This is a genomic window from Psychrobacter sp. JCM 18900 (assembly GCF_904846625.1).
Taxonomy (GTDB): domain Bacteria; phylum Pseudomonadota; class Gammaproteobacteria; order Pseudomonadales; family Moraxellaceae; genus Psychrobacter.
This window is the reverse complement of record NZ_CAJHBL010000001.1, coordinates 300,183-313,039: the sequence shown is the minus strand read 5'-3', so window position 1 is coordinate 313,039 and position 12,857 is coordinate 300,183. Positions and strand designations below refer to the sequence as shown.

Genomic DNA, 12,857 nt, shown 5'->3' with positions numbered 1-12,857 from the left:
CTATTACCTGAATTTTGTATAGCCGATAGTCATGGCTGATAAGGGGCAGGTCAGTACTAAATGAAGCGTTGTTGATAAAAATCACGGATGATTGCTGCAAATATCTCCTATGTTCTGTGATGAAAGTTTGTTCTTTATTGTTTGACTGTTGTTTTATTCTACTAATATCAAATCGGTATTTCACCGCATAGGGCTGGCATGTTATTCCAATCTATACGGCGCTTGCGTCATTTTGTTTATGATATTTTACAAAATGAAGAACATGACACGTTATTTAGCCGTTACGTTGATTATTTTCTTATATTTTTGATTATGACTAACGTAGCTGCTGTGATAGCAGAGTCTGTCGATCAGTGGTATTACCCTTATCAAGATTACTTCACCTTATTTGAAAATTTCTCTATCGTTGTCTTTTCTATTGAGTACTTACTGCGTCTGTGGAGTGTGGCTGAAGCAAAGCCCGATAATACAACGTGGAAACAGCGATGGGATTGGCTCAGAAGTCCATCCGCATTGATTGACTTAGTAGCCATCGTGCCCGCCTTTTTGAATTTCTTTGTCAATATTGATTTGCGTTTCTTGCGTATTTTACGTTTGTTTCGAATCCTAAAATTGACGCGTTATTTTGCCTCAATGCGTATCTTGCTAGTTGTGATTAGCAAGGAGCGAGGTTCGTTTCAAGCCGTTATCTTTATTCTTATTATTATGATTGTGACCGCCTCTAGCGGTATATATCTGGTGGAGAATCACGCACAGCCAGATGAGTTTGAGTCCATACCTAAAGCGATGTGGTGGGCTGTGGTGACACTGACAACAGTAGGATACGGAGATGTCACGCCAATTACTAATGCTGGCAAAATATTGGGTGCGGTCATTACGATATTGGGTGTGGGTCTCGCCGCACTGCCGGCTGGTATTCTAGCGACAGGATTAGCAAATGAATTGGCTCAGCGCCGTGAAGAGCTGGAACAGCACTTTCGTGAGCAGCTCATTGATAGCGACTTTGATTTGGTACAGAATCAGATGATGATTGATAAAATTCGTCGAGAGCTAGGCTTAGATAAAGAGCAGGCACAAAATATTGTTTTACAGGTACTTCGAGAGCAAGAGCTTGAACGGCGTGAAAAAGAAGTTGAGACGCGCCAAAAGAACTTCTGTCCGCATTGCGGTGAAGTTTTATAGCGAAGTGTGAAATGATTTATAACAGATAGGTTTTTAGCAATTAATTATAGCTAATATTTTGACCATAAAAAGAGGTCTTGTGTTTGGATAGCACAAGACCTCTTTTATATGCGATTACTAATTGCTCTTATATTCCCTGAGGAATAGGCAATGCACGTGCTAACTCATGAGCTACTTCTTGTGCTGCATCTGCTAGATCTTCTGCAGTGAGTGGTAAGTTTTGCAATGTTAAATGCCAGTCGTCAACAGATCGACGCAAATGCGCTACCCATAGCGTGGTGCAGTCGCGTGGGAGCTGCTTAAGGTTGACTTCAAAACAACGGTTTCCTTCATCGTCACTCAGATGAATTTCGCCTTTCTTGACTCTAGAAAACGAATGGCCATGGTATGAGTTGGCAATTAAACCAATATGAGTAATATGAGTGGGTATTTTCTCAAGCTCCAGTCTGATCTGCTCTTGATCAAGCGGGGCAAGATACATGGCTTGTTCACCGCGATCCTTACCATTTAAGCTGTCACCTTGATGCTTGACCGACTCAGCTTTATCTCGTAATTGTTTAAACCAAACGATGTCACTGATGACGCAATTGTCATCGTACAACACACAAGCCAGATCAATATCCATCGCGCTTTGATTTTTTTTGAAGCGCTTAAACATGCCTTTTGGCTCAATTTTGGTAAATTCATAATTGAGCGCAAAGAACAACGTTCCTGCGTCTAGTCCCAGTCCTCGTAAACTATCTGACAGCAGTGGTGATGGGGCAGTGGTCGACATAACTTTCCTTTTTTATTCTTAGTTTCTAACCGTTATCTAGATTTGGTGCTTGCTTACATAAGGCGTGCGGATGTTAGCCTAACTCAGGTCAGTGATGTCACTCACTGATTGCTGTTGAAGACTTATCTAATACTGCTTGATAAAGTAGCTCAGGCTTGGCATCTAATAACCCACTACCAAATCCACGTAGCCACCAGACCAGCTGTGAGGTTAAGTTAACAGTGGCTTTGACAGTAAGGGTATTGTCCTCATTTAGCGTCACGGTTTGATCGTCATTAAGCTTACTTTCGGTCAGACTCTTACCAGCCTGCCTAGTAAATCTAAGCTCAACAGCAGTATTTTTGCCACGCTCATCCAATTCGCCAAACAGTGGGTGACTAAAGCCCATGCTACCTTCATCCAAATAGGTATCAAGTTGAAAGTTCTCTGGCGTTTTTGCAGCGGTTTCGAGAATTTCAACACTATCAAAACGATGTAAGGCAAAGGTGCGAATGGTGACTTCTGGATCGTCAGTACGAGTTGCCAGCAGATAAATAATCACGCCGCGCTGGATAATTGCGATTGGATTTAGGGTATATTCGCTGGCTTGTGATTTGTTGCTACGAGTATAACAAGCATGAATCTGCAGCTGATAAAATAGCGCGTGGTAAATATTGTCTTTACTATCCAAATCTATATCTGGTGCGATAAGCGGCTGTGTGGCAGGCTCGATACGCACTCTGTCTATCCAAGAGTGGGTCACTTTGCTGTTTTTGAGCTGTCGCCGTGCTAAGTCAAACCAAGGAAATAATTCATCTAAGATAACAGGTGGCAGTAACTGGGTCAGATTGGCCTCAACCATATTAAAAGCAACCGCTTGTGATAAGTTCATGTGCGGCAAGCTTTGTAATGGGGCGTCTTCTTTCCAGCGCCATCCTTGAGGATTGGCATTGTTTTTTTCGATAGGGAAGCGTTTGGCAAGGGCATTCAAATCGCGTTGGACAGTACGTAGGCTGATATCAAAGCCTGCCATCATCAGCTGCTCATAAATATGTGTTGTGCCTACCCAGCGATTGCGCTGCAGCTGTGATAGTACCTGCCATTGCCGAGCAGTCGTTGCCGCACCATGTCGATTGTCATTAATATTGGCAGCATTGGCCTCTTTTGAGGTGCCAGTGTCTACAGCTGCAAGCGCACCTGCCTGCTCACTAGGATTGGACTGAGCTTGGATGTTATCAGCATCAGTAGGATGTACAGTCATTAAGAGATACCCTTTATGAAGTTACAAGTCGGTTTCTGGCACGATATTGCTCGATCAGGAACCGTTAATCATCGCAGAAAAGCAGCGTAGCGTCTAGCGACGTTCATGCATGCGTATGTTTATTTGATGATAGCTGCTCGATCTAGCTGTAGATACAACGATAAATCTAGTCGAACAGCAATGTGCGTGCGTATCGGCAGTACCGTTCAAATTTTAATTATTATTCTCATCGATAGCTGTTGTCTCGCTATCGTTTAGGGTGTCATCAATAGGCTTAGCATCGCTTTGCTTGTTACTTTCCTCGCTACCTTTCTTATCACTTCTCTCACCTTTTCGCTTTTCTTTCATTCTCTTATCTTCTTTCTTTTGACGTTTTTCTTTACGCTTTTTCTTCGCTTTCTTTTTGGACTTTTCATCATCGATGTCGTCCGTGCTTTCTTGGTTTTCATCCCATAGCATCAGACGACTTAATACTTTGCCAAATAAAGTATCTTTACGATAACGGCCTTTTTTATTCATGGTGTCGATGGGCAAGCCAGTCATCAACGTCAGGGCCTCACTTAGCGTATAGACGCCATAGATATGAAATTTGCCTCTATTTACTGCATCAATAATGTCGTCACGTAACATCAGCTGTTTGACATTAGCCATCGGAATGACAACGCCTTGATCGCCTGTCAGCTCTTGCTCGCGGCAGGCGTCGAAAAAACCTGCGATTTTAGCATTGATGCCACCAACTGCCTGTACTTCGCCTAGCTGGTTCATAGATCCAGTAATCGCGAGAGACTGATTGATAGGGACGTTTGCTAACGCGGATAGCAATGCACAGCCTTCGCTAACGGTGGCACTATCGCCATCGATTTGCGCGTAGCTCTGCTCGAACGCCAGTGAGGCACTAAAGTTCAGTGCATGATGTTGACTAAACAACGCGCGCAAATAGCTGGTCATAATTAGCATGCCCTTGGCGTGTAAACTACCACCCAAGTCTACATCACGCTCAATATCAAGAATTTCACCTGTGCCAATATTGGGCTGAATAACCGCAGTAAGCCGTGCTGGCATGCCAAACTCACTATCGGCATAACTGACCACAGTCAATGCATTAACTTGTCCGATAGCATCGCCTTGCGTTTGGATCAGCTGCTGGCCGTTTTTCAGCTCATCCCAGTACAGATCGCGCAAATATCCTGAACGCTCATCCATATCATCGATTGCTTGAGTGACGTGATCTGCCGTCACCATGTTCTCATTATTTAAGCGAGCGTGACGGTTTGATTCATGCAGTAGTTTAATCAACAAGTCACTGTGTAGGCTTAAGCGATCTTGTTCTTCAGCTTGCAGGCTTAAGTGTTCAAGGAGCGTGGCTTGTGCACTGCTATCAAACGGATAAAGGTCGGCATAGTCGATGATATCAGCCATTTTTGCGACCAATGCCAATTCATGCTCAATGGTACGAGGCACATCGTCATGAAAATCAGCTCGGACTTTGAATACCGCATCAAATTCAGGCTCAAGCTCTAGCAGCTCGTAATATAAATCTGCTTCACCTAACAAGATAACCTTGATATCTAAATCAATAGGCGCTGGTGACAGAGACAAGCTACCTGTTAGCGTCAGCATTTGCTCTAGACTTGATAGTTTTATTTTTCGTGATTGTAATGCGCGCTTCAAGCCCTGCCATGCATAAGGATGCTCAAGGACGTGGCTAGCTTCTAACAGTAAATAGCCGCCATTGGCGCGATGTAGAGCACCTGCACGAATCATACTCACGTCAGTGGTTACTGTGCCTAATTGGGTGATTTGCTCGACATGCCCCAATAAATTGAGATGGGTTGGCAAATCCTCAAAGACCACAGGTGCGCCACTGTCAGGTGTATGACTGACAATAACATTGACCGCATAACGACTGGGCGTCGTAGCCAACACTGCCGTCACAAACTCTTCATCATCGCCATTGACGATACGCTCTACGTGAGTGACCATGTCATCAAATACAGCCTCGAGATATGCCACGACAAGTGGATGAGTCGAAAACTGCTCATAAATAGGAGTAAATAATGGCTGTAAAGCACGTTGGGCAATACTACGATGTAATGCCTCTATCTCATCGTTGGCTTCGTCTTCTAATTGCTCTAAAGCGATGGTCAATTGACTCAGCCGCTTTTGCATATGGTTCTTTTGCACGAAGTTATTTAGCTCAGCTTCATACTCATTATTGCCATATGTAGAATCTTTATTTTCAGTGTTTTCATTGCCCAAAATGTTAACTTTTTCGCTATCATCGAGCTTTTCTAAATTTTTACGATTGCTGGGTGTTTTTATTTGCTTGTCATCATCGCTGTTGCTTTCTGTAGGCAGCTGACTAGGATGAACAAATACGGCTTTATTATCAAACGAGCGAAACGTCAATGCTAGGTCATATTGCTTGCCTTCAGCATTAAGCGCGTCATAGGCATGACTTTCTTTTTGATGAGTACTGTTTTTGATGGCTTCGATTTTGCTCTGGTATTGATCGCTACGAAAGCGTTGGCTTAAACGCTTTTTTGCTTGCTGCCATAAGTTATTAACTTGCTGCTGTAATAGCGAGGCTTGACCAGCTGGTAGACGCAGCGCCAATGGTGTGCGTGGATCAGTGAAATTATGCACGTATACCCAATCATCTGGCGTCGGTGCGTCGGCGGCAATACGCGTCAAAAGACGACTAATCACAGTACGCTTGCCCAAACCGTTCTCACCAGCGGCAAACACATGGTAACCACTGGCTTTGATATCCAGCGCTGTATGCAATGCTTTAAGCGCGCGTTGTTGGCCGAAACCAACATCTAAGTCGGGCGCAGTGCGAGTGTCTGTAGGCAATTCATCAGGGTCGCTATAGCGTTTTAATTGCTCAGCGGAAATGCGACAATTTTGCTGAACTTCTGTGAAGATAGGGTTTGGGGTATCAGGTGCTGTTTGCTTAATGTTTTTTGTATCGGTAGCAGGTACTACCATATTGTTAGCGTCTTTTGATACTGGCGATATAGGGGTATAGGGTTGTTCTGTCATAGGCGTTTGAAAAATCATCTTAAAAAGTATTAAAGGAATATGAGAAGTGATTGGTTTTATCTAGTCATGCGTATTCTGAGTTTTTTATAATCAATCATGACATCTTACAAGATATAGTCACCTATTAGCGAAGTCATTAAGCGCAGTTTTGTATCATATTTAGACAAATTATTGAGTAAAACTGATAAAAAACGAATGACTTAATCAGCGAATTGGAGGCAATCAAAGCAGAATAACGCCTCATGATCAGCGTAGATAGTATAAGATGTCCCACATTGGCGCAATCTGCAACTATTCAATGAGCAGACTGCATGATAAAATAAACGGTTCACAAGTCAAAACTGGATAACTCGTTGTATGTCAGCTTCCGCTAAAAACTCTTCATCGTCTGCTAGTATGGGTACTATCAATATTGATCCGACTGGTTTCGTAAAGCTTGGTTCACAATTGCCAAAGCTGGCTAATATCTTGGCGCAAGCGATAAATGAGCTGAGTCTGCCGTTAAGTGAAACGCAGCAGCGCACGTTATTATTGTACTTAGACCAGCTTTTACTATGGAATAAAGCGTATAATCTGACCGCCATTACTGATCCAGAAGAAGCGTTGATCAAGCATGTGATAGATTGTCTGTCTATTATAACGCATTTACCCGCCGGATCGTTGCTAGATATCGGCACGGGAGCAGGGTTGCCGGCAGTTATCATTGCCATTTGTCAGCCTGAGCGCCAGTGTACGGCGCTTGATAGCAATCAGAAGAAAATCCGCTTTATTAAGCAAATCAGCAGCGAGCTCGGTTTGAGTAATATGCAGCCGATCGCATCGCGTATTGAAGCGCATGAAGAAAGTTATGCGGTGGTGACATCGCGAGCGTTCGCCAGTTTGATAGATTTTGTAGAAGTAGCGCAGCCAAGATTAGCAGATGGTGGCTTCTTATGTGCTATGAAAGGCAAAGTCCCGAGTGAGGAAGAGCTGCAAGCACTTGATAGTGATTGGCATATCAAAACCATTAAACTGACAGTGCCACGTTTGCACGACAGCCGTCATTTAATCGAAATGTCTGCTAAAGATAGCTAAGGCATAAACACTTCGCAGTCATGAAACAGGCACTGTTTTTTGTGAAACATAGTTTACGTCTGTATCTAAATGACATAATATTTAAAAGCATTTAAAATGCTCGACCGCAAACTGAGCATTTTAGACCATAAATTGCTTATTTTTAAATATTGATCGAGTGTCGCTGTACAAGATTGAACAAAAATAATCGTACCAACCGAGTCAAAAGTAATAGACCCTAATAAAATTGAGTGAGTGTATGGAAATCATAGCAATTGCGAATCAAAAAGGCGGTGTGGGTAAAACCACAACGGCAGTAAATTTGACCGCCAGCTTGGCTGCTAAACGCAAGCATGTACTGCTGATTGACTTAGACCCACAAGGTAATGCGACCAGTGGCACAGGTGTTGACAAAAACGAGTTGGATCTTACCATAGCGGACGTTTTGCTAGATGGTGTCGCGTTGTCTGAAGCAATTGTTACTAGTCCTGCAGGGTTCGATGTCATCGGTGCCAATCGCGATTTGGCTGGCATGGACATTACGTTGATGAGTAAGACAGATAGTCATGAGCTGTTCAAAACCGCCATGGCTGAATTGGTTAACGATCAGGTATCCACACAAAAACAGCCATACGATTATGTGATTATCGATTGCGCGCCTAGTTTGAATCTACTGACGATTAATGCGTTGGTGGCTACAGATAGTGTGATTATCCCTATGCAGTGTGAGTACTATGCACTAGAAGGATTGGCTGACTTATCACAAACGATTGAACGTCTTACAGAGTTGAACCCTAAGCTGTATATTCGCGGTGTGGTCAGAACGCTATTTGATGCGCGTAATACGCTTGCTCGTGATGTCTCTACTGAGCTAGAAGCGCATTTTGGCGATATCATGTACAAGACTCATATTCCAAGGAATATTCGCTTAGCAGAAGCTCCTGCGCACGGCTTACCAGTTATTGCGTATGAGAGATGGTCGAAAGGCGCACGCGCATATCAAAAGCTTGCCGCTGAAGTGATGAAGCAAAGCAGCTAGTTTTTATCTAAAGTCTCTCACAAAGGATTTTTAGATAAAAAGTGTCACTGATCAAGACAGTAAATGAATAGCATAAGCATAGAGCACTTAACATTGTATTTAGTAAGCCGCATCAGTAATCAATTAGCTTTTATTTTAGCGTTAGAGGATAGGTAATCATGGCGAAGAAAAGAGGGTTGGCTGCTAATCGGGGCTTAGATGCCTTATTAGGGTCAATCAAAAAAGAAAAGCAAATTACCGCCTCTGCCTTGCAAGACGACATGGTGGCGCGTGAAAATGCTGCGCCAGATACTAATGCGCCTGTAAATACTGTGTCCACAGATATAGCGCCTGATATCACTCCGACAAAAGCCAGTAAAAAATTATCTGCGAAGACTACTAACGATGCTGCTAGCGAGAATAGCGCTCGTGCGCCACGTTCATCTCGTGCTACCAGCAAGGCGTCGCTCAACAAATCGCGTGGCAATAGTGCAGATACGAGTGCAACCGAAGATCAGATTAGCCTTGTCCAGATCGATGTCACACGTTTGCAAGCAGGTAAGTACCAGCCTCGTCGTGATATGAGTGAGACAGCACTTGCAGAATTAGCGTCTTCTATCGAGCAGCATGGCGTGATGCAGCCTATCGTTATCCGCCCGCTATTGGCAAATGAAGATAAGAGTGAAGCATTTGTCACTCACGAAATTATCGCTGGTGAACGCCGTTGGCGCGCAGCAAAAATGGCAGGAAAAGCAGTTATCCCTGCGATTGAGCGTGCTTTATCGGATGAGTTAGCGATTGCCCTAGCATTGATTGAAAACATTCAGCGCGAAGACTTGTCAGTGATTGAGCAGGCGGCAGCATTGCAGCGATTTCATACGGAGTTTGGTATGAGTCATGCCATGATTGCTGAAGTCGTTGGTAAGGCGCGTACGACAGTATCGAATCTACTTCGTTTAAATCAGCTGCATGATACAGTAAAAGATCATTTAGCCAACAGCGCGCTAGATATGGGTCATGCTCGTACACTTTTAGCATTGTCCTCTGAACAGCAACCTATCATCGCGCAAAAGATTATCGATGGCGGTATGACCGTGCGAGAAGCTGAAAAGTTGGTCAAATCAATCTTGCAGCCAGCGCCCAAAATCAATCGTGCTGAACAAGTACAATCTCGTGATGTAGAGCGTTTGACCCAAAGATTGACAGACATGCTTGGTGCTGAAGTCAAACTAAAACATAAAAAAGATGGTCAAGGTAGTGTTGAGATATTTTTCCACAATCAAGATCAATTAGCTGCGTTGATTAAACATATAGAAGCTCAGGCTTAATAACGTTTGCGAGTTAGCTGTATCTATCCAAACGCTAAATCGCCTCTGTAATAATTATTTTTGCAAAAATATGGAAGAGAGTGAGTATGTGGGAGTTGGTAAAAGCAGGTGGCTGGCTAATGACACCTATCGTGGTCTGTTCTATATTGGCTTTGGTTATCATCATTGAACGTAGCCATACGCTACAGTTTAATAAAGTCGCCCCTAGCAGGTTGCGCGAACAGCTAATAACTCGTTTACGTGAAAATGGCGATATTGGCCGCACACAATTGATGAATGTAAAAGAAAAAACGGCGCTTGGCGATATCTTGGCAACGGGTTTGCTTTATCGGCAGTATGGGCTAGAGTCGATGACGATGCACATGCAAAATCGTGCCAGCGTCCAAGTTCATCAGTTAGAAAAAAACATCAATATGCTAGGTACTATCGGTGCGATAGCGCCGTTGCTTGGCCTATTAGGTACGGTACTAGGAATCATCTCTTCATTCTTAGCGATTACCGATGGCGCAATGCAAGATCCGACGATGCTAGCCGCTGGTGTATCACAGGCACTAATCACTACCGCTGCAGGTATGATCGTTGCTATCCCCGCGTTGGTTGCTTATCGTTATTTTCAGCGCCGTATCATTGATATTAACGCTCAGTTCGAGACTCAAGCAGGGCTTATGATTCAAGAGTTGTATGATTATCACTTGCTTGCTAGTGCTCAGCCATCTACATCTTCTAGCCGTACGTCAATAGAAGATAGTATTGTGCAAGAACGTTCATTCGGTGGGTTGGATTCGGATAAGCCTAGCATAGCAGCAGTGTAGTAAATACGGTTTTAAAGAATAGAAGTCTTGGGCCTATAAATGGTAGCTGAATTAAAGAGATTGATATGCGTTTTAGAAAACCAACGGTTGAACCGCTTGAAATTAATCTGACACCGATGATTGATTGTTTACTGTTTTTGATTGTTTTTTTATTGCTTGCTACCTCATTCAATCACTTTAGTCGTTTAAATATTATTCTTCCGGAAGCGGAAGGTGTTGCACTGACAGAACAAAACAACAGTATCGAAGTAGCTGTGCAAGAGGATGGTAGCTATTTGGTCAACGGTATTACACTTGCTAGTAGCAATGAGGCTGAACTGACCAGTATGTTGCAGCAAGAGGCGGGCAGCAATCGCGATATGCTATTTGTCATTGCAGCGGATGCCAATGCGACCCATCAGTCTGTGGTACGAGTGATGGATATCGCTGGAAAGCTCGGATTTTTGAATTTAAACATCAGTACAGTGGTGCCACTTGGCCAAACGCTGCCGCAATAACATATATAGTCTTATCATCATAAAACTGTGTGACACACAGCCCATTCATACCATGATACCCAAATTGAGGCTTTTATGAGCCAAGCTTATTTACCTGACTCTAAAAAATCTTCTGCTAAAAATGCATCGGCAGTATCGCCCGTTACGCCTAAGAGTAAGACATTATTACGCTTATTAAGGTATTTGAAGCCTTACTGGTGGGCATTGCTATTGACGGCGTTAGGTTTTGCGATTAATGCAGGGACAGAGATTTGGACTGCCAAGCTTCTGCAATATATTACTGATGCTATCAATCAGAATGATCGAAGCAAACAAACCTTATTTCCGCTATTGATTATATTGCTATTCTTTGTGCGCGGGGTTGGTAGTTTTTTGGGTAACTATTACTCTGCATTGGTCTCACGCAACTTAGTCTATGAGCTACGTATAGAAGTTTTCAACAAATTACTGCGCTTGCCTAGTTCATTTTATTTGGCCAATCCAGCCGGTACGATTTCATCGAAGTTGATATTTGATGTTGAACAGGTCACGGCCGCCAGTACAGACTCAATGAAGACTTTGCTGCGTGATGGTTTGACCGTTGTCGCATTGATAGGTTTTTTGTTCTATAGCAATTGGCGTCTAACGCTTATTTTATTTGTGGTCTTGCCACCAATACTATGGCTGGTACGCATTGCATCAAAGCGCTATCTTAAGCTCTCAAAAGGTATCCAAGAGACGATGGGTAATGTCAGTCATATTACCAATGAAGTTATCGGCGGCTATCAAGTGGTCAAAAATTACGGTGGTCAATCATACGAGTCAGCACGTTTTGACAAAACATCGAAGAAAAACCTACGCCAAGGTATGAAGGTAGTTGTTACCAATAGTATTAATACGCCAGCCGTACAGCTGTTGATGGCGATTGCGATGGCCGTTGTCGTCTGGCTTGCGTTGCGACCTGCAGTAATAGATGATATTTCAGCAGGTGAGTTCATCTCTTACATTGCAGCTGCAGGTTTATTGAGTAAGCCAGTACGTTCGCTGACTGATATTAATCAGAAGCTGCAAAAAGGTCTGGCTGCTGGTGAGTCGATTTTTGCACTACTTGATGAGCCAGAAGAAGAAGACACAGGAACAATCAGTAAAGCGCTATCAGGGCAAATGTCGTTAGACAATATCAGCTTGGTATATCCAGATTCGACGGTGGCTCTACGTGACTTTACCTTGAATATTAAAGCAGGCGAGACAGTTGCATTAGTAGGGCGAAGTGGTGCGGGCAAGTCCTCACTGGTCAATTTATTAACACGTACTCTAGAAACTTCCTCAGGGCAAATCACACTAGATGGCATGCCAATCGAAGACATTAAGTTAGAGAGTCTGCGTGCCCAGATTGCAATGGTGAACCAACAGGTAGTATTGTTTAATACCACTGTATTTAATAATATTGCTTATGGCGGCCTAGCTGACAAGACTCAAGCTGAGGTTGAACAAGCCGCAAAAGATGCCTTCGCTCATGACTTTATTATGAAAATGCCAAACGGCTATCAAAGCGAAATTGGTGCTGAAGGATTGCAACTATCAGGCGGTCAGCGTCAGCGATTATCTATTGCTCGTGCACTATTAAAGGATGCACCGATTCTAATTTTAGATGAAGCCACCAGCGCACTTGATAATGAGTCTGAATATTACATTCAGCAAGCGCTCGATAATGTGATGAAAGACCGCACCACGTTGGTCATTGCCCATCGATTGACGACTATTGAATCAGCGGATCGTATTGCTGTGATGGATGGCGGCCAGATTGTTGAGTTAGGAACGCACAATGAGCTAATGAAACTGCAAGGCCACTATGCGCAAATGTATGCTCGAGATTTCGAGTAGTCAATTTAGAAGTTTTTAGCCAATTTTCACGCAGCCATGAGCCA

Annotated in this window: 10 protein-coding genes; 7 read left to right on the top strand and 3 right to left on the bottom strand. The window is 43.4% G+C overall.

What is annotated here, in order from left to right; all coding sequences use genetic code 11:
- Positions 1–198 precede the first annotated feature (198 nt).
- Complete coding sequence (locus JMX96_RS01245; RefSeq protein WP_057759421.1) at positions 199–1,182, top strand: ion transporter; 984 nt, start codon at positions 199–201, stop codon at positions 1,180–1,182.
- Positions 1,183–1,309: 127 nt separating this feature from the next.
- On the opposite strand, the gene JMX96_RS01240 is transcribed toward JMX96_RS01245, so the two are convergent.
- From JMX96_RS01240 to JMX96_RS01230, 3 genes are all read right to left on the bottom strand, one after another.
- Entirely contained in the window at positions 1,310–1,957 is a 648-nt protein-coding gene (locus tag JMX96_RS01240) for a TerD family protein (RefSeq protein ID WP_201566792.1), read from the bottom strand.
- A gap of 97 nt (positions 1,958–2,054) precedes the next feature.
- Complete coding sequence (locus JMX96_RS01235; protein ID WP_201566790.1) at positions 2,055–3,197, bottom strand: helix-turn-helix transcriptional regulator; 1,143 nt, start codon at positions 3,195–3,197, stop codon at positions 2,055–2,057.
- Between the two features lie 213 nt (positions 3,198–3,410).
- A complete protein-coding gene (locus JMX96_RS01230; protein ID WP_201566788.1) occupies positions 3,411–6,242 on the bottom strand; it encodes an ATP-binding protein in 2,832 nt (943 codons plus the stop codon).
- A 357-nt stretch (positions 6,243–6,599) separates the two neighbouring features.
- On the opposite strand from JMX96_RS01230, the gene rsmG reads away from it, so the two are divergent.
- The 6 genes from rsmG to msbA all read left to right on the top strand — a co-directional run bounded on the left by rsmG (position 6,600) and on the right by msbA (position 12,813).
- A complete protein-coding gene (rsmG, locus tag JMX96_RS01225) occupies positions 6,600–7,316 on the top strand; it encodes a 16S rRNA (guanine(527)-N(7))-methyltransferase RsmG (RefSeq protein ID WP_201566786.1) in 717 nt (238 codons plus the stop codon).
- A gap of 238 nt (positions 7,317–7,554) precedes the next feature.
- Complete coding sequence (locus JMX96_RS01220) at positions 7,555–8,334, top strand: ParA family protein (protein WP_102078567.1); 780 nt, start codon at positions 7,555–7,557, stop codon at positions 8,332–8,334.
- 158 nt (positions 8,335–8,492) lie between these two features.
- Positions 8,493–9,641, top strand: coding sequence for a ParB/RepB/Spo0J family partition protein (locus tag JMX96_RS01215; protein ID WP_201566784.1), 1,149 nt, complete (start codon positions 8,493–8,495; stop codon positions 9,639–9,641).
- An 86-nt stretch (positions 9,642–9,727) separates the two neighbouring features.
- Positions 9,728–10,453 carry a MotA/TolQ/ExbB proton channel family protein gene (locus JMX96_RS01210; RefSeq protein WP_201566782.1) on the top strand — a complete coding sequence of 242 codons (726 nt, stop codon included), beginning with the start codon at positions 9,728–9,730 and terminating at the stop codon, positions 10,451–10,453.
- Positions 10,454–10,518: 65 nt separating this feature from the next.
- Positions 10,519–10,950: an ExbD/TolR family protein gene (locus tag JMX96_RS01205; RefSeq protein WP_057759437.1), complete on the top strand. Its 432-nt coding sequence runs from the start codon at positions 10,519–10,521 to the stop codon at positions 10,948–10,950.
- A gap of 75 nt (positions 10,951–11,025) precedes the next feature.
- A complete protein-coding gene (gene msbA / locus JMX96_RS01200; protein WP_201566780.1) occupies positions 11,026–12,813 on the top strand; it encodes a lipid A export permease/ATP-binding protein MsbA in 1,788 nt (595 codons plus the stop codon).
- The last annotated feature ends 44 nt before the right edge of the window (positions 12,814–12,857 follow it).

Coding starts and splice junctions, on each gene's coding strand:
- JMX96_RS01205 (WP_057759437.1), top strand. CDS start 10,519: ATGCGTTTTAGAAAACCAACGGTTGAACCGCTTGAAATTAATCTGACA.
- JMX96_RS01235 (WP_201566790.1), bottom strand. CDS start 3,197: ATGACTGTACATCCTACTGATGCTGATAACATCCAAGCTCAGTCCAAT.
- rsmG (WP_201566786.1), top strand. CDS start 6,600: ATGTCAGCTTCCGCTAAAAACTCTTCATCGTCTGCTAGTATGGGTACT.
- JMX96_RS01215 (WP_201566784.1), top strand. CDS start 8,493: ATGGCGAAGAAAAGAGGGTTGGCTGCTAATCGGGGCTTAGATGCCTTA.
- JMX96_RS01245 (WP_057759421.1), top strand. CDS start 199: ATGTTATTCCAATCTATACGGCGCTTGCGTCATTTTGTTTATGATATT.
- JMX96_RS01240 (WP_201566792.1), bottom strand. CDS start 1,957: ATGTCGACCACTGCCCCATCACCACTGCTGTCAGATAGTTTACGAGGA.
- JMX96_RS01230 (WP_201566788.1), bottom strand. CDS start 6,242: ATGACAGAACAACCCTATACCCCTATATCGCCAGTATCAAAAGACGCT.
- JMX96_RS01220 (WP_102078567.1), top strand. CDS start 7,555: ATGGAAATCATAGCAATTGCGAATCAAAAAGGCGGTGTGGGTAAAACC.
- JMX96_RS01210 (WP_201566782.1), top strand. CDS start 9,728: ATGTGGGAGTTGGTAAAAGCAGGTGGCTGGCTAATGACACCTATCGTG.
- msbA (WP_201566780.1), top strand. CDS start 11,026: ATGAGCCAAGCTTATTTACCTGACTCTAAAAAATCTTCTGCTAAAAAT.